This is a genomic window from Tenacibaculum sp. SM2510, assembly GCF_057002845.1.
In genome coordinates, this window is the sequence record NZ_CP192703.1 from 2031253 (window position 1) to 2049120 (window position 17868).

At 30.7% G+C, this 17868-nt stretch carries 13 protein-coding genes; 5 read left to right on the forward strand and 8 right to left on the reverse strand.

All coding sequences use genetic code 11. The features are described 5' to 3' along the window. Window positions 1-28: 28 nt before the first annotated feature. Window positions 29-985, forward strand: coding sequence for a glycerophosphodiester phosphodiesterase (glpQ, locus tag ACQ629_RS09080; protein WP_483707191.1), 957 nt, complete (start codon window positions 29-31; stop codon window positions 983-985). Here the strand turns inward: glpQ and ACQ629_RS09085 are convergent. The 4 genes from ACQ629_RS09085 to aspS form a co-directional block, all read right to left on the reverse strand. Beyond that, on the reverse strand, window positions 975-2750 hold the full coding sequence (locus tag ACQ629_RS09085; RefSeq protein WP_483704296.1) for a chloride channel protein: 1776 nt from the start codon (window positions 2748-2750) through the stop codon (window positions 975-977). The genes glpQ and ACQ629_RS09085 overlap by 11 nt on opposite strands. Before the next feature lie 37 nt (window positions 2751-2787). Further along, window positions 2788-4053, reverse strand: a complete 1266-nt coding sequence (locus ACQ629_RS09090) for a hypothetical protein (RefSeq protein WP_483704298.1) — start codon at window positions 4051-4053, stop codon at window positions 2788-2790. Next, on the reverse strand, window positions 4013-6487 hold the full coding sequence (locus ACQ629_RS09095) for a DUF2339 domain-containing protein (protein WP_483704300.1): 2475 nt from the start codon (window positions 6485-6487) through the stop codon (window positions 4013-4015). Before ACQ629_RS09095 ends, ACQ629_RS09090 begins: the two co-directional genes overlap by 41 nt. Before the next feature lie 192 nt (window positions 6488-6679). Continuing rightward, a complete protein-coding gene (gene aspS / locus ACQ629_RS09100; RefSeq protein WP_483704302.1) occupies window positions 6680-8434 on the reverse strand; it encodes an aspartate--tRNA ligase in 1755 nt (584 codons plus the stop codon). Between the two features lie 156 nt (window positions 8435-8590). Between aspS and ACQ629_RS09105 the strand changes: the two genes are divergently transcribed. Beyond that, entirely contained in the window at window positions 8591-10345 is a 1755-nt protein-coding gene (locus ACQ629_RS09105; RefSeq protein ID WP_483704304.1) for a M28 family peptidase, read from the forward strand. A 2-nt stretch (window positions 10346-10347) separates the two neighbouring features. Next, window positions 10348-10695 carry a HopJ type III effector protein gene (locus ACQ629_RS09110; protein WP_483704306.1) on the forward strand — a complete coding sequence of 116 codons (348 nt, stop codon included), beginning with the start codon at window positions 10348-10350 and terminating at the stop codon, window positions 10693-10695. A 395-nt stretch (window positions 10696-11090) separates the two neighbouring features. On the opposite strand, the gene ACQ629_RS09115 is transcribed toward ACQ629_RS09110, so the two are convergent. The 4 genes from ACQ629_RS09115 to pheS all read right to left on the reverse strand — a co-directional run bounded on the left by ACQ629_RS09115 (window position 11091) and on the right by pheS (window position 15246). After that, complete coding sequence (locus ACQ629_RS09115) at window positions 11091-12458, reverse strand: alanine/glycine:cation symporter family protein (RefSeq protein WP_483704308.1); 1368 nt, start codon at window positions 12456-12458, stop codon at window positions 11091-11093. A 105-nt stretch (window positions 12459-12563) separates the two neighbouring features. Then, window positions 12564-13682, reverse strand: a complete 1119-nt coding sequence (locus tag ACQ629_RS09120) for an SDR family oxidoreductase (RefSeq protein WP_483704310.1) — start codon at window positions 13680-13682, stop codon at window positions 12564-12566. 66 nt (window positions 13683-13748) lie between these two features. After that, window positions 13749-14144: a hypothetical protein gene (locus ACQ629_RS09125; RefSeq protein ID WP_483704312.1), complete on the reverse strand. Its 396-nt coding sequence runs from the start codon at window positions 14142-14144 to the stop codon at window positions 13749-13751. An 82-nt stretch (window positions 14145-14226) separates the two neighbouring features. Further along, window positions 14227-15246 (reverse strand): phenylalanine--tRNA ligase subunit alpha, encoded by a 1020-nt coding sequence (pheS, locus tag ACQ629_RS09130; RefSeq protein WP_315944261.1) that lies wholly within the window; start codon window positions 15244-15246, stop codon window positions 14227-14229. A 222-nt stretch (window positions 15247-15468) separates the two neighbouring features. Between pheS and gdhA the strand changes: the two genes are divergently transcribed. After that, window positions 15469-16812 carry an NADP-specific glutamate dehydrogenase gene (gene gdhA / locus ACQ629_RS09135; protein WP_483704314.1) on the forward strand — a complete coding sequence of 448 codons (1344 nt, stop codon included), beginning with the start codon at window positions 15469-15471 and terminating at the stop codon, window positions 16810-16812. An 80-nt stretch (window positions 16813-16892) separates the two neighbouring features. Next, window positions 16893-17852: an endonuclease/exonuclease/phosphatase family protein gene (locus ACQ629_RS09140; protein ID WP_483704316.1), complete on the forward strand. Its 960-nt coding sequence runs from the start codon at window positions 16893-16895 to the stop codon at window positions 17850-17852. Window positions 17853-17868: the final 16 nt, after the last annotated feature.

The following is a 17868-nucleotide window of genomic DNA, read 5'->3' on the forward strand; positions in this document are numbered from 1 at the left end:
AATTGCTAAAAAAGTACTGTTTATTGCAATGCTATTTATACTAATAAGCTGTATTAAAACCAAGAAAGAAAATAAAATGAATTCAAAAAAAATAGTAATTGCACATCGTGGAGCATCTGCATATTTGCCAGAACATACTATGGAAGCAAAAGCAATGGCCTATGCTATGAGTCCAGATTATATTGAGCAAGATTTGGTGTTAAGTAAAGACAATGTTCCTGTGGTGATTCATGATATTTATTTAGATGATGTTACCAATGTTGCTGAGGTTTTTGCTGATAAAAAACGAAAAGACAATCGTTTTTATGTAATTGATTTTACTTTTAATGAGTTGCAGCAATTACAAGTAACCGAACGTTTTGACCAAAAAACGGGAGAACAGTTTTATCCGACGCGCTTTCCTAAAAACAAAGGGAATTTTAAACTACATTCTTTTGAGCAAGAGATAGAATTGATTCAGGGATTAAATTATAGTACCGGGAAAAATATCGGAATTTATCCAGAGATTAAAAATCCTGAATTTCATCATGAAAACGGAAAAGATATTGCTAAAATCACTTTAGCTATTTTATCAGATTATGGTTATAAAACAAAAAAAGACAACTGTATTTTTCAATGTTTTGATGCCAAAGAGTTGGAAAGAGTTAGAACAGAATTACAATCTGATTTGTTTTTAGTGCAATTGATGGAGTTTACTGAAGAAACAAAACAATTAAAATATTTTGCAACGTATGCAGACGGAATTGGACCTTGGTACAAGCAAATTATTGATAAAAAAGAAAGCGGAAAATGGTTGTTTACTTCTTTGGTTACTGATGCTCATAAACTCGGGTTAAAAGTGCATCCATATACTTTTAGAGCCGATAAATTAGATGAGTTTTCTTCTTTTGATGAAATGTTACAAGTATTATTTTTTGAAGCAAATATTGACGGTGGTTTTACCGATTTTCCTGATAAAATGGTTACGTTTTTAGCTAAGAAGTAACCTCAATTAGTTTTGATCGATAAGCGGATAGTAATTTAGATTTAGAGATAAAGCCAAGGTATTTTCCGTTTTTGATAACAGGTAAATTCCAAGCGCCACTTTCTTTAAATTTTTGCATTACTTTTTCAACAGAATCAGTATGCTGAATAATCGATGGCGCACTTCTCATAAAAGTTTCTACAGTAACTTTGTCGTACATTTCGGTATCAAACATAATAGGTCTAATATCATCTAGCAAAACAATTCCTAAAAACTGTTTATCTTTTTCAATTACAGGGAAAATATTTCTATTAGAATTAGATACTGCCTTTTTAAGCATATTACCTAAAAGCATTTCAGGATGAACGGCTTTAAAATTTGTTTCTATCAATTTGTTAATCTTCATCATCATTAGCACATTTTTATCTTTGTTATGTGTAATGAGTTCGCCCCGTTCAGCTAATTCTACCGTGTAAATAGAGTTTGATATAAAGTATTTTGTAACTGCAAAAGAAATTGCAGCAACTAACATTAAAGGAACAAATAAATTATAACCACCAGTAATTTCTGCAATTAAAAAAATAGCGGTTAAAGGAGCATGTAATACTCCGGCCATTAAGCCAGTCATGCCTATTAAAGTAAAGTTAGATTCAGATACGCTACCGCCTAATTGATTAATTATTTTTGCTGATACATTACCTAAAGCACTTCCCATAACTAAGGTAGGAATAAAGATTCCTCCAACACCACCAGCAGCAAATGTGGTAGTCATGGCTATGGCTTTAAATAGCGTAATTAGTAATAAAAAACCGATAACAATCCAAACATTTTCGAAATCTACATTATACGGAATGTCTTTTAGGGCAGCCAAGGAGTTTCCTTCTAATAAATTATTAATTAGTCCGTAACCTTCACCATATAAAGGCGGAATTAAATACAGCATTATTCCAATTGCAATTCCGCCAATAATAAATTTATGGATTGGTTTTTTAATACGCTTAAAGAAATTGGTAATACTAAAATAAATTTTCGAAAAATATACAGAAGCCAATCCGGTAACAAAGCCCAGCAAAACATAATAAAAAATATCTTTTATTTTAAAGGCATCTATCAATTTGAAACCTAATAAAGCATCTTTTTCAAAAAAGAAATAAGAAGTTATAACAGCAGAAACTGAAGCCAATAATAAAGGAACCAATGAAGCAAAAGCTAAATCTAAACTAAAAATTTCGATAGCAAATATTATCGCAGCAACAGGCGCTTTAAACATAGATGACATTGCACCGGCCGTTGCACAGCCAATTAAAAGCATTCTTGTTTTTTGATTCATATGAAACAACTGAGAAACCGTTGATCCTAATGCGGCACCAGTACTTACAGCAGGGCCTTGCAAACCAACAGAACCACCAAAACCAACAGTAATTGGTGCGGTAATTAGAGAGGCATAAATTTTATATCTCTCTATGATTCCGCTACGTTTAGAAATAGCATGAAGTGTTGTAGAGATACCATGACCAATTTCCTTTTTTATAAACCTTTTTTTAATATAATACACTAAAGCGAGCCCTATAATTGGAAAAATAAAATAAAGAGAATGATGAATATCTTTAATAAACCTTCCTTCTAAAATAGTTTGAAAAAAAGAAGTCATATTCTTTAAAATAAGCGTTCCAATTCCTGCTAAAAACCCAACAAAAACACTTAATACATAAACAAATTGCCTTTCAGAAATATGTTTGTATCTCCAAATTAATATTTTTTTAAATATGTTTTTAGACTTAGGCATTCATCAATTATAATAAAAACAAGTGCGTTATGTTAAATTACGATTTTTCTTGAGCACTTATATCTTTTATCAAACCAAAAGCAAAATAAACAACTAAAAATCCGCCAAAAACAATACAAAGCCACATAAAAATTTTAGTTTCCCAAAAAGGGGTGTTTTTTAATTTTACTTTTTCAGGTTTAACTTTCGAGAAATTTAACACACTTGCCTCTTTTAAAGCAACCGTTTTATTAGAAATGAAATTACCTAGGTCGTACGAAGGTTTAATAAGTGTCGTGTCAATTACTATTGTATAATTTTGTTGTTGCTTTAAATTCGCAATAATATATATCGGTTTTTGTAATAATTGTACATTTTCTATTGCCAAAGGTGGATTGTCTTTATTTTCGATTTCGATACTGAATTCTTTTTCATTTAAGTTGCTGATAACAAAAGTATTATTGTTTTTAGAATTCAATTGAAATCTAGCAATTACTTGATCATAAGTTTCAATACGTTTTTTAATTTTACGAGTTTTCTTGACAATTACCTTTGCGTTACGTAGAAAAAAATTTGAAGTAATATTAAACGAAATAGTATTTATTTTATGAGCGTTTAAGGCAGAGAATTTAAGTTGAGTTACTTTTTTACCTTTTAGAGTAACTATTTCTTGTTTGTAATTGGCAACCTCAATAGGTTCTTGCGAAAAAAACTTACTTTCATAAATTCCAGCTTCTAAGACATTAATAGGTAACGAATTTTTGTCATTAAAATTTATACGTAAAAATGCATAAGTGTTTAATGGAAAATCAATTGTTTTTTCCAAAAACACTTTTCCTGATGCTGTTTCATTAGGATTGTTTATATAAGACAGTTTTTTATCGGAAACCAAACCAAACCAGTCTTTTCCGTTATCACTACCATATACATTATAGCTTTTTCTAATTTTAGTATTTGCTATTTTAAGTATAACATAATCTTGCTTTTTACCGCTTTCATTTTCGATAATAATAGAAGTAACAGAATCTTTAATTACTTTTTTAGACGCTATTTTAATGGTCTTAAAAGTAGAAAATCCTCTGTCATTATTATAAATTAAAACATACGGAACTTCATTTTTTTTGGCATCTTTAATTCGTAAAAAATCAAAATTATCACTACTTGAAGAACGTATTTTTTGAGATAGCATTATCTTATGTAAACCATCTTTTTTAATGGTAGTTACCGATCCTTTATAGTTTTGGCTAAAACTACAAAGTGTAATAAAAAAGGCAACTAAAAAACTATACTTCTTCATTGTTATTTTCTTTTTCTGAGGTTTCATCAACTACTAATTTTTTAATTTTTTGATATACAAATGAAATTACCAATATTAAAATTCCTAATAATATAAAAGCAACTATTTTTCCGGTTTCCGATACGTTTTTAATATCATACATAAACAATTTAACAATCGTTAAACCTAACAACGAAAGTGCAATTACTCGCAATGTTTTCCATTGTCTTCGTATTCCTATAATTAAAAATATAAAAGAGAAAACACCCCAAAGTATCGGATAGCCAATTTTTATAATTTGTGTTTTAGCTTCTTGTACTTGGGTGTTTACAAAATTGCTTTTTAAATATTGATTATCTTCAGTATTAGGAAATTTTTCGGCTAACTCAACTGTATCAACCGTATTAGAAATATATAAACCGTGGGTCATTATCTCATTACTTAACACATATACAATAGCAAAAGTAAATAACCATGGTAACCATTTGCTTTTGGTTGCTTTAATATTAAAAAGAGCTGGTATTTTTTGAAATAGTTGATATCCGAAATAAACCAAACACGTTAAAACTATATAATGAAAGTAAAACGCATATTGAGTATTGGTGTTACCAATGAAATTTTGAGCCATTTCGCTTGCCGGAAACTTATAAAAAGAAAGAATATATAATAAGATAGAAAAACCACTTATTAATAATACGAACTTCGAAAATGCTTTGTTTTTGAATATTACTATTAAGTATAATAAAACAGCAACAAAAACAAAATGATAAACTAGTGGGAAAGATAATACTGAAAAAGTGTTTTCTAAGAACTGATCTGCTTGATAACTGATTTCTAAAATCCCCGTGAAATAACTTACAAGAATCGCAAGTATTAAAACCAATTTTTTGTAAAAATTAATATTCAACACAAAAACTTTAGCAACAATTTCCTTTTCTTTTTGTAATAACCAATACGTTAAAAACAACGAAATACTTACCGTAAAACCAGCAATAAATAACGGATTAAAAACTACTGATAATTCTTCGGATGAACCATAACGATCCCAATCTATTAATAAGCTAAAAAGCGTTAGAGTTTGTACAATTACAGCGCCTATTTTAAAAGAGTTAATTTTCGATTTTTGAGACAACCAAAATAATAACACCGCTTCTGCAGCCCAAAATAAGGTAATATGATTTCCTTCAAATTGAATTGGTATTGTAAGTGTAACAAAAGTAAGCGTTAAGCCAATTAAGAGATATATTGCGTTTTTATCTAATCCGAATTTTTTATATAAAACAGAGGCGTAACCTAAATTATAAACCGCTAATAACAATGTAAATAACCCAGTAAGGTTAGAGTCTAAATCATTTAGTATTAACATTCCCGTTCCGAAAAATACAAACGTATTCGCAACCAAAATAAGATATTCTATTGCAGAGAAAACGCCTTTATTTTTAAGGTTGTTTAAAACAATGGTAATACTAAATATAAAATAAAAGATAGTTGCAAAAGTTAAAGCACCTGTATGTGAAAATGATGGTTCTCCTATTTTTAAGGCGCACCAGCTAGTAAATAATATGGCAGTAAAAATGTAGGCTAAAATGGTAGAAATCTTCCATTTTTTAAAATAAGAAATCCCTAATATACCAATGTTTAAAATGGCAATATAAGTGAATAATATAATGTAATTACCTTCACCAGTACTTACCATAAAAGGTGCAGCAAAACCACCAATTAACGATAAAACAGCTAATTCTTGAAGGTTGTAAGAAACAGAAACTAAACTGCTAAAGGCAGTAATCACTGCCATTATACTAAAAGCAACGGTTTGACTAAACAATTGATATTCGTTAAATGCAATATAAATAGTAAAATAAAAGATACTAATTGCTCCTGCTACCAAAACGGAGCTAAAAGAAGCATAGTTTTTCTTTAGTTTATGAGCAATAGCCATTACAAGCGAACCGCATAAAATACCAATACCTACTCTTGCAGGTTCGTTTATCCAATCTTTATCAATCGCATACTTAACAAAGAAACTAATCCCTAATACTAAAATTAAAATTCCGAGTTTATTAATTAAGTTTTCACCGATAAATTTCTCTAAATCAGGGTTTTTATCTTTGAATGATTTTAACCAAGATTTTTTTGGAGCTGTTTTAATTTTTTGTTTTACAACTTGTTTTTGAGTTATGGCTGATGTAGGTTTTTGTGGAGTATCAACAATTGGTTGTATTGTTTTTTCGACGCTTTTTTCGGGAACAATAATAGTAGGTGTTGCTACTTTAATAGGTTCATCCTTTACAGTTTTTTTGGTAGCAACAACTGTTTCTTTTGTTTCGGAAGCTGTTCTTTTTGAAAGAATTTCATTTTGAAGAAAACGAAGTCTGTTTTTTAAATCTTCAATAGTTAGGTTTTGCTCTTTAAACTTGCTGTTTATATTTCTGTTAAGAAAAAAGAAACACAAAATGAGTGTTATAAATAAAAAACCTTCCATAGAATTTTTTTTTTGAATTTTAATATCAAATGTAAACTTTTAAAACGATAACGATAGCTGTAATAATTAAAATGAAAAATCCCTTTCTAAATTTAGAACGGGATTTATATATTTTCTGTCATTGCTAATATTAATGAAGCAATCTGAATATAGATTGATAGATTACTTCGTCATTCTTTCTCGTAATAACATTTACTCTTTTAAATCTAATTTTATACTTAATTCTGATAATTGCGCATCGTTTAAAGCAGCAGGTGCATCAATCATAACATCACGACCAGAGTTGTTTTTAGGGAATGCAATAAAATCACGAATTGTTTCTTGTCCGCCTAAAATAGCAACCAATCTATCTAATCCGAAAGCTAAACCTCCGTGTGGTGGCGCACCGTATTCAAAAGCATCCATTAAGAAACCAAATTGTTCTTTAGCTTCAGCTTCTGTAAAACCTAAATGCTTAAACATGATAGCTTGTGTTTCTTTGTCATGAATTCTGATAGAACCTCCGCCAATTTCATTTCCATTCAACACTAAATCGTATGCGTTTGCTTTTACATCGCCAGGATTTGTATCTAATAATTCTAACTGACCTGGTTTTGGTGAGGTAAATGGGTGGTGCATTGCGTGGTAATGACCAGTTTCTTCGTCTAATTCTAATAAAGGAAAATCAATTACCCATAACGGAGCAAATACCTTCGGATCTCTTAAACCTAAACGTTCTGCCATTTCCATACGTAAAGCAGATAATTGTGCACGTACTTTAGTGGTGTTTCCCGATAAAATACAGATTAAGTCACCAGCTTTTGCGCCAGTTTTTTCTGCCCATTTTGCTAAATCTTCTTGGTCGTAAAATTTATCTACAGATGATTTAAAAGTACCATCTTCGTTACATTTTACATATACCATTCCTAAAGCACCAACTTGAGGACGACGTACCCAATCTATTAACTTATCTATTTCTTTTCTTGTATAAGAAGCTGCGCCAGGAACTGCAATTCCTACAACTAGTTCAGCATCGTTAAATACTTTAAATTCTTTTTGTTGTGCAACGTCATTTAATTCTCCAAACTCCATTCCGAAACGGATATCTGGTTTGTCATTTCCATATAAACGCATTGCGTCATCAAACAACATTCTTGGAAACTTATCTACTTTAACATTGTTGATTTCTTTTAATAAGTGACGTGTTAAACCTTCAAAAATATTTAAAATATCTTCTTGATCTACAAAAGCCATTTCACAGTCAATTTGTGTGAATTCCGGCTGACGATCGGCACGTAAATCTTCATCTCTAAAACACTTTACAATCTGAAAGTATTTATCCATTCCGCCAACCATTAATAGTTGTTTGAAAGTTTGAGGAGATTGTGGTAATGCGTAAAACTGACCTGCATTCATTCTTGAAGGCACTAAGAAATCACGTGCTCCTTCTGGAGTTGACTTGATTAAATAAGGCGTTTCAACTTCTATAAATTCTTGGTCAGATAAATATTTACGTACTTCCATAGATACTTTCGATCTAAAGATCAAACTATCTTTTACAGGATTACGACGAATATCTAAATAACGATATTTCATTCTGATATCTTCACCACCATCCGTTTTATCTTCAATAGTAAAAGGCGGAGTTTTAGCTTCGTTTAATATCTCTAAACTAGTTACTAATAATTCAACCTCACCAGTAGGAATGTTTTTGTTTTTAGATTCTCTTTCGATAACAGTACCGGTAACTTGAACAACAAATTCACGTCCTAAAGTTTTGGCTTTTTCCATTAAATCTTTAGAAGTACGGCCTTCGTCAAAAATTAACTGTGTAATTCCGTAACGATCACGTAAATCTACCCAAATCATAAAACCTTTATCACGAGATTTTTGTACCCAACCAGATAAGGTAACTTCAGTATTTATGTGTGAGGCTCTTAATTCGCCACAAGTTTGCGTTCTGTACATTTCTTGAATTTTAAAAGTGCAAAATTACGTAAATAAAAAGGAGGATTAAAAGTAGTTAGAATAAAAATGAACACTAAATGACTAGCTTTATAACTTTATAGTTAAATATGTTTCTCAACATAAAAAAATAGTACTTTTAAACTTCAAAAAATTATCATGTTTAAAAATATACTTTTTGTAATAGTACTTGTTGTAACTTTTGTTAGTTGTAAGAAGGAAAAAGAGATTCAAGTTTTAAATTCTTCAAATTATTTTGATGTTCTTAATAAAGAATTTACAGGAGATTTAGCTTTCGAAACAACTTCGTTTGTTGAAAAATATTGGAGAGTTGTAGGTAATACAGGTTTTAATAAAAGCGTGTACAGAATTGCTGATGAGCTTGAGAAATCAGGATTTGTAAAAGAAGATCTTGCTACGAATACTGACTTTTTAACTTACAGAATTGAAAAAAGACCACTTGAAAAACCAACTTGGGAATCTGTTAATGCTGAGGTGAAAATAGTTGGTGAAGAAACACCTTTGTTGCAACATAGTAGCAATAGAAACATGATTGCTTTAAATTCGTACAGTACACCCAAAGAAGGTATTACTGCCGAAGTAGTTTATGTAAAGGATTTAAAAAAATTAAAAACTATAGATATAAAAGGGAAGATTGTTTTTGCAGAAACAAGCCCAAGTAGAATATTTAAGCAAGCAATTGTAAAAAGTGGAGCAGTAGGTTTGGTTACTTATAGCAATCCGAAATACTTACAGCCTAAAAAAAATAAGACTTCAATTCAGTTTAGATCTATTCCTTTAAATGAAGAAGTAAAAGCATGGGCAATCGCGATGTCTTACGAAGCGAAAGAAAAATTAAAAGCAAAACTTTTAAAAGGAAAGGTTGTTTTAAATGTGAATGTAGAAACGAATATTTATCCGTCAGAAGAACTAACAATTATTGCTGATATTAAGGGAGAAAAATTACCTAAAGAGCGATTAATTTTTAGTGCTCATATACAAGAGCCTGGTGCAAATGATAATGCAACAGGAGTAGGAGTCGCTTTAGAAATGGCAACTCTTACTGCGAAATTTATAAAAGAGAAGAGATTTACACCAAACAGAACAGTAACTTTTTTATGGGGAGATGAAATTATTTCAACAAACCGATATGTTAAAGAAGATAGTATTAGAGCTAAAGATATAAAGTGGGGAATTTCACTAGACATGGTTGGTGAAGATACCAAAAAAACAGGGGGTACTTTTTTAATAGAAAAGATGCCAGACCCAAGTGCTATTTGGACACGCGGAAAAGACAAGCATACAGAATGGGGAGGTAGAAAAATGAAATTAAGCGAAATGAAACCTCATTATTTAAATGATTTTTTAATTGATAAATTTAAAGAGCAAGGTGAACGTGCAAATTGGGTAGTTGCTACAAATCCGTTTGAAGGAGGAAGTGATCATGTTCCGTTTTTAAAAGCCGATATTCCGAGTGTTTTATTTTGGCATTTTACAGATCAGTTTTACCATACTGATAATGATAGAATAGATAAAGTATCTAAAACTACTTTAAAAAATGTAGGTGTCACTTCGTTAACATCAGCTTACACGTTATTAAACGCTGATAAAAAAACCGCTAAATCAATTTTAATGAATATCGAAAAAGCGGCTATTTCTAGACTGAAAGAAGAGCAGTACCAAAGTGAATTGGCTCTAGCCAAAGGAGATTCTTTAAAAACTCAAGTAGCGATTATTTCTGCATGGAATAATTGGTATGCTAAAACAGCAATAACGACAATAGATATTGTAAAAGATAGCACAGCATTTAAAAAGGAGATTAAAAAATCTCAGAAATTAATTGATTCAATATCTTTAAAGATTGTCAAAGAGCTTGTTATAAAGGATAGATTTATAACTTCAGAAAAATTATAATAATGACGGTAGATAATTTTAAAAATAAATTAAGAAATACTCCAAAAGACATTCGTTTTTCTGAAACGATTAACGTTATTGAAGCACACTATATTTTTACAGCGGCTGCTTTTAAAAACGGAAACCTAGAAAATAGTAGTACTCAAAATTTAGGTTCGTGTAAAATATTTTCTTTTGCTTTAAAACAACAATTAACCAAAGAAGAAACCTTGGCTTGTTTTGGACAATATTATTTTATTGATGTTTTAGAGAATCCGAATGGAACCGATCATCAGAATATTAGAAACTTTATGAATACGGGTTTTAAAGGATTGATTTTTGAGAAGGAAACCTTAGTAGAAAAAGTGTAGTTTCACAATATAATTTTCGAGAACTCTTAGTTTTTGCGATGCTAATTTCAAACAGTATCGAATCCGTCAACCTGAATTTATTTCAGGTTCTCATCCTGATTCATATAAGTGATGCGATGCTGAAATAAGTTCAGCATGACGTTTTTTATAGTTGATTTAACAAGTGAAAAAACTACAAATTACCAAATTCGGTAAATAAGCCTAGCCCCGATTGCAGCATTTGTTTGAGCTCTTTTTTACTGTAAGTTTGAGTGAATTTTGAAGTATGAAAAATTTGTATCGAAAATGGCAGTGAAAAAAGCGAGTGCGAAAAGCGGGAAATAGCTTCAAAATAAAAACACCTATGGTAACTATAAATTACAATAAGTGTTTTGTTTATGTTGAAAAAAGAATACTTAGTTAAAAGCACCTGATTTTAATTTCTGAAAATATATACTAGCCGCTTTTTTAACTTTCGGTGCTAAAATAAGCGTAGAAAGTACAGTTGGAATTGCCATTAAAGCATAAGCACTATCCATTAAATTAATTACAAAATCTAATTTAATAATAGAAGCGACTATAATTACTAAAACATAAAAATGATTGTAGTATTTACCCGTTTTAACACTTGTTAAATAACTTAAACAGCTAAACCCGTAAAAAGAATAGGTGAATAGGGTAGAGAAGGCGAAAATTAACACACAGATGGTTAAAATAATGCTTCCTGAGTGAAAAGGTAATACCGAATCGAAGGCAGCTAAAGTCATTGATATACCGTTGCCATCGAAACCTTGCCAAACACCTGATGATAAAATTGCCAATGCCGTTAATGTACACACTAACAAGGTATCTATTGCTGGGCCTAACATAGCAACTAAACCTTCTCTAATTGGTTCGTCTGTCTTTGCGGTTCCGTGCATCATTGGTGCGGTTCCTAAACCTGCTTCGTTAGAAAAAGCAGCACGTTTTACACCTGTAATTATTAAAGCACCTAAGGCACCACCTAAAACAGCATTACCAGAAAAGGCATCAGTAAAGATTAAAGAAATTATTGAAGGGATTTCATCTATTTTTATAAACAAAATTGTTAAAACGGTTAGTAAGTAGATAACTACCATTAAAGGAACTAATTTACCTGCAACTTTTCCTATTCGTTGAATTCCGCCAAAAATAACAGTAGAAACAATGGCTGCAATGGTTATTCCTATTAATAGTTTTGCAGAAAACTCATTTGCTTCGTTCACGTTAAAAACATCAATCATTGTTTGTGTTAATTGATTGGCTTGAAAAGCAGGTAAAGTTCCTACTAAACCAGCAGTAGCGAAAAACATGGCTAAAGGTTTCCATTTTTTACCTAAACCTTCTGTAATTACATACATTGGGCCTCCTTTTGCGTTTCCTTCTTCATCTTCTCCTCTATACATAATAGCTAAAGTACAGGTGAAAAACTTAGTAGCCATACCTACAAAGGCACTTACCCACATCCAAAAAATTGCACCAGGACCACCCATGGCAATAGCAATTGCAACACCACTGATGTTTCCCATTCCTACCGTTGCAGCAATTGCAGATGATAATGCTTCGTAATGCGATAAATCTCCCGGAGAATCTTTTTTGTCGTATTTACCTCTTAGAATTGCAATGGCATGTCCCATGTATTTAAAAGGAACTAGGCCGGAGTATACAAACAAGTACAGACCGCCACCTATTAGTAATATTAATAGTGGCATTCCCCAAATCCATGAAGAAAAATTGGCGACTAAATCTTGAATATCTGTAAACATATGAGTTTTTTATTTTAAGTGAACTAAATACTATTAATTTAATATATATTCAGTTTATTGTGTATGAGTTGTTGATTGTGTTGTTATTGGTTTGTGAAATAATGATTACCAATCTTCCCCTTTAAAATTTTTTGATTTTGCGTAGGTAATAGTATTCTCTAAATAATCTTCGGTATTATATTTAGGTATTGGAAGTATTGATTCTAATAAATCGGTATTGTATTCGTATGGTTTAGAGGTTAGGTATTCATTTAAATGCAAACCAATAGTTTTGTAATAGATATTTTCTAATCTGTTTTTATCTTTTAATAATACATTTTCTGTAGAAGTATTTAAAATAGTAAAATTATTAAAATCTACTGTTCTTAAAATCCTTTCCATGCCTTTTAGAACATTTGTGCTCTTAGAGTGTACAATATTAAGTTGGTCTATTTTTTTTTGGTATACATTGGCTATTACTTTGGCAACATAATCTACTGGAATGATATTTAGGCCTGTTTTAAAATTTACAGCAAGTCTGATAGAATTATTTGCTAATGGGTTTTTATAAAAAAACTTACCTAAAAGATAATAAACCATGTAATTTGAAATAAAATAAGGAGCGTTGTTAAATATATTACCACCTAAAACACTTGGTCTTAATATTTGGATAGCAACATTATTTTCTTTTCCTTTTTTTAATAAATACTTTTCGGTAGTGTGTTTTGCTTCTTCGTAAAAATTACGGTATTTAGGTTTTTTAGTAGTGTGGTAATCATTATCAATTAAGCCTCCAACATTACCAATGCTAAATGCAGTACTTATATAAGTAAATTTTGTAATGTAAGAAGAGTAGGTGTTAAAAACCTCTTTTGTAAATTGATAAACGCCCGTAAAAATAGTATCTCGTTGCGATTTATCTGTAGATAAATTTACACTCCCTGCGGAATGAATAAAAAAATTGGTTTCTTCTTTTGATAAAAAAGTTGCTGGTTTAAGAAAAGTAACCATCTTTAAAACTTTTATTTTTTTAGAAATTAAACTTTTATTTTCAGAAATAAATGCAGGAACGGCATCATTATTTAATATTTTTTGAATTCTCTGTAATGCAGATTTTCCGTTTTTTTCTCTTACTGGAAGAAATATATGTTTAATGTTGTTTTGTTGTAATAATTCAAAAAAAACCTGAGAACCTAATGTCCCAGTAATACCAGTAAGAATAACATTTATTTGATTCTGTTCCATTTCAATATATAATTAATCTTCTTGATTAGCGGTGTAAATTTACTTTAGTTAGAAGTGTGTTAATAATTATTTACAAACAACTCCTTTTTTATTTAAGAGATCAATATCTCTAAAAAAACCTTCTTGAATAGTGCCTTCTTGAAAAATAAATGTTTTATCGTGTAATACATTATTTTCAAAAAAAGTAATCTGAAATTGGTTGTCTAATGCAAATAATTCTGGTTGCATTATTTCGAATTTAGAAAATGAATTAGCAGGCAATAAATCTATTTTTCTACGAAACAATGATGTTTTTTTTGTTTCAGAAAATCCTTGAGAAACAATTACAACCATCTCTAAAGCAACTTCTTTTTTATTGATAATATATACGCACCATTCATTTGCATCGTCTTGCTCATTTTTTTCTAAAGTAATGGCTATTTCAACATTTTCTACTTTAGGAATTTTAATGTCTTTCTTCATTTTATATAAGTGTTAAATGCAAAAAGTTGAAAAGTAGAACTGAATCTATGCTTTTCAACTTTTGCTTTATTTTTTATAGTAATTAAATCACTGATTTAAATTGCTCTAAGAAACGTTTATCATTTTCATAAAACATACGAATATCTGGTATTTGATATAATAGCATGGCTATACGTTCAATTCCCATTCCGAATGCATATCCAGAATATACTGTAGGATCTATATTAGCGTTCTTTAATACATTAGGGTCTACCATTCCGCATCCCATAATTTCTAACCAACCGGTTCCTTTTGTAATTCTGTAATCGGTCTCAGTTTCTAATCCCCAATAAATATCTACTTCTGCGCTTGGCTCTGTAAATGGAAAGTAAGAAGGTCTTAAACGAATTTTAGATTTACCGAACATTTCTTTGGTAAAGTATAATAAGGTTTGCTTTAAATCGGCAAACGAAACATCAGTATCAATATATAAACCTTCTACTTGATGAAAAATACAGTGCGATCTTGATGAAATATCTTCATTACGAAAAACACGACCTGGAGAAATAGTTCTAATAGGCGGTGTGTTGTTTTCCATATAACGAACTTGTACCGATGAGGTATGTGTTCTTAGTAAAGTATCCGGATTTTTATCAATAAAAAAAGTATCCTGCATATCACGTGCTGGGTGATATTCCGGTAAATTTAATGCAGTAAAATTATGCCAATCGTCTTCAATTTCAGGACCTTCAGAAACTGTAAATCCAATTCGATTAAAAACTTCGATGATTTTATTTTTAACTAAAGATATTGGATGGCGAGAACCTAAGTTTATTGCTTCAGACGGACGCGTTAAATCGCCATAAATACCATTTTCTTCAACAGCACTTTCTAAAGTGTCATTCAATTCGGTTACCTTTTCTTCAGCAGATTTTTTTAAATTGTTTAATGCCTGACCAAAGTCTTTACGCATTGCAGCATCTACATTTTTGAATTCAGCAAATAAATCTTTTAACAAGCCTTTGCTCCCCAAATATTTTATTCTGAAAGCCTCAACTTCATCTTTAGAAGTTGCTTGAAAAGCCTTTACATCACCAATCAATTCTTTAACCTTGTCTAACATCTTATTTTTTCGGAATATTTAGATTGCAAATTTATGCTTTTTAAATGAAAAAAAGTGTTGGTTTTTAGAAGAGTTGCCGACTATTGAACTCAATAGAACAAAAACTATTATTATTTTTAAGGAAATAGACAAATAATTGGTTTTTTTAAATTTAACAAATTGTAAATTAATTATATTTGCCTAATAAAATTGTTTAAATCATAATACAACATAATTAAAATTATGGAATCTAAAATAAATGCATTTATAGAATACGTTAAAGAACGTAATTCTAATGAGCCAGAATTTTTACAAGCTGTACATGAAGTTGCAGAAACTGTAATTCCATTTATAGAAAACAATCCTAAGTATCAGGACAAGAAATTGTTAGAAAGAATGGTTGAGCCAGAGAGAACTTTATTGTTTAGGGTTGCTTGGGTTGATGATAAAGGAGAAACACAAGTAAATAGAGGTTATAGAGTTGAGTTTAACTCGGCAATTGGACCTTATAAAGGAGGTTTACGTTTTCACCCGTCTGTAAACTTATCAATTTTAAAATTCTTAGGATTCGAGCAGGTATTCAAAAACTCATTAACTACTTTGCCAATGGGTGGAGGAAAAGGAGGTTCTGACTTTAATCCAAAAGGGAAATCTGATCGTGAAGTAATGGCATTCTGTCAAGCTTTTATGTCTGAGTTATTCCGCCATATTGGAGCTAATACTGATGTTCCTGCAGGAGATATTGGAGTTGGAGGTAGAGAAATCGGATTTATGTTCGGTCAATATAAAAAATTACGTAACGAATTCGTTGGTGTTTTAACGGGTAAAGGCCGTTCTTGGGGTGGATCTTTAATAAGACCAGAAGCTACAGGTTATGGTGATGTGTATTTTGCACAAAACATGTTAAAAACGAAAAACGATTCTTTTAATGGTAAAACAGTTGTTGTTTCAGGTTCTGGAAATGTTGCTCAATATGCAACGGAAAAGGCGACTGAATTAGGAGCTAAAGTGGTTACTATGTCAGATTCTTCAGGTTATATTTATGATGCTGATGGAATAGATGCTGATAAGTTAGCCTTTGTTATGGAAATTAAAAATGTTCGCAGAGGTAGAATTAGCGAATATGTAGATAAATACCCTAATGCTAAATTCTTTGGAGGTGAAAGACCTTGGGGAGTTAAATGTGATGTAGCTTTACCATGTGCAACTCAAAATGAGTTAAATGGTGAAGAGGCTAAAACATTATTAGCAAACGGATGTATTTGTGTTGCAGAAGGAGCAAATATGCCTTCTACACCTGAAGCTGTTGAGGCATTTCAAGAAGCAAAGATTTTATTCGCTCCAGGAAAAGCATCAAATGCTGGTGGAGTTGCAACTTCTGGTTTAGAAATGAGTCAAAATTCATTACGTTATAACTGGACGAGAGAAGAGGTTGATGCTAAATTAAATCAAATCATGAATGATATTCATGCTTCTTGTGTTGAGTATGGTACAGATGAAAATGGTTTTGTAGATTACGTAAAAGGAGCAAATATTGCAGGTTTTGTAAAAGTGGCAGACGCAATGTTAGATCAAGGAGTAGTTTAATTATTACTTTTTTATAATATTTTAAAGCACGCTATAAATAGCGTGCTTTTTTATTTAGTACATTCGATTAAAATTTTATAATGAGTAGATCTAAAAGAAAAAATACATTTACCGTTGCTTTTTATAACGCAGAAAATTTATTTGATACCGTTAATAATCCTTTAACAGCAGATGATGATTTTACTCCTAAAAGTAAGCGAAATTGGAATCATCAAAAGTACCTTCATAAAATAAAAAAGCTAACCTCAGTTATAGGTAAAATAGGAAGTAATCAATCCGCTTTTGCGCCGGTTATAGTTGGTTTAGCAGAGGTTGAAAATGCTAAAGTTGTTAAGGATTTAATTCGACATAAAAATTTATCAAAATATAATTATAGTTATGTTCATCACGACTCTCCTGATGAAAGAGGCATCGATGTTGCTCTTTTGTATAATAAAGATTTCTTTGAGGTTATTTCGACAGATACACATTCCCTTTATTTAACCGATGAAGTAGGAGAGGTTGATTATACACGCGATTTATTAGTTGTAAAAGGGAGGTTAAACAGTGAAATAGTACATGTTTTGGTGAATCATTGGCCATCGAGAAGAGATGGAGATGAGGAAACAAGTTTAAAACGTATTAAAGCAGCTAAACAAGCGCAAGAAGTAATAAAGGGTATAAAATTAAAAGAAAAAAACGCTAAGTTTATTATTATGGGCGACTTTAATGATGACCCTACAAGTGAAAGTGTTAATGATTTTTTGGTTACTGATGATTTATACAATCCTATGAAATCTTTATTTAAAAAGGGTAAAGGAACATCTACTTTTTATAAAGAATGGCATTTATTCGATCAAATTATCTTTTCAAGAGATTTTTTCGATTTAAGTAAGAGCGCATTTACTTTTGAAAAGGCAGGTATTTTCAATAAAGAATGGTTGCGATTTTATAAGGGTAAGTTTAAAAACAGTCCCTTTAGAACTTATATTGGTCCATGGTATCAAGGAGGTTATTCTGATCACTTTCCTGTATATCTTACTTTTGAAAAAGATACATAAAAAAATCCCGAGATAC

What these genes read in the sequence shown, in the direction of transcription:
- ACQ629_RS09110 (WP_483704306.1), top strand. Translation starts at nt 10,348, where the DNA reads ATGACGGTAGATAATTTTAAAAATAAATTAAGAAATACTCCAAAAGAC.
- ACQ629_RS09085 (WP_483704296.1), bottom strand. Translation starts at nt 2,750, where the DNA reads ATGCCTAAGTCTAAAAACATATTTAAAAAAATATTAATTTGGAGATAC.
- ACQ629_RS09115 (WP_483704308.1), bottom strand. Translation starts at nt 12,458, where the DNA reads ATGTTTACAGATATTCAAGATTTAGTCGCCAATTTTTCTTCATGGATT.
- ACQ629_RS09140 (WP_483704316.1), top strand. Translation starts at nt 16,893, where the DNA reads ATGAGTAGATCTAAAAGAAAAAATACATTTACCGTTGCTTTTTATAAC.
- ACQ629_RS09105 (WP_483704304.1), top strand. Translation starts at nt 8,591, where the DNA reads ATGTTTAAAAATATACTTTTTGTAATAGTACTTGTTGTAACTTTTGTT.
- pheS (WP_315944261.1), bottom strand. Translation starts at nt 15,246, where the DNA reads ATGTTAGACAAGGTTAAAGAATTGATTGGTGATGTAAAGGCTTTTCAA.
- ACQ629_RS09095 (WP_483704300.1), bottom strand. Translation starts at nt 6,487, where the DNA reads ATGGAAGGTTTTTTATTTATAACACTCATTTTGTGTTTCTTTTTTCTT.
- glpQ (WP_483707191.1), top strand. Translation starts at nt 29, where the DNA reads ATGCTATTTATACTAATAAGCTGTATTAAAACCAAGAAAGAAAATAAA.
- ACQ629_RS09120 (WP_483704310.1), bottom strand. Translation starts at nt 13,682, where the DNA reads ATGGAACAGAATCAAATAAATGTTATTCTTACTGGTATTACTGGGACA.
- aspS (WP_483704302.1), bottom strand. Translation starts at nt 8,434, where the DNA reads ATGTACAGAACGCAAACTTGTGGCGAATTAAGAGCCTCACACATAAAT.
- ACQ629_RS09090 (WP_483704298.1), bottom strand. Translation starts at nt 4,053, where the DNA reads ATGAAACCTCAGAAAAAGAAAATAACAATGAAGAAGTATAGTTTTTTA.
- gdhA (WP_483704314.1), top strand. Translation starts at nt 15,469, where the DNA reads ATGGAATCTAAAATAAATGCATTTATAGAATACGTTAAAGAACGTAAT.
- ACQ629_RS09125 (WP_483704312.1), bottom strand. Translation starts at nt 14,144, where the DNA reads ATGAAGAAAGACATTAAAATTCCTAAAGTAGAAAATGTTGAAATAGCC.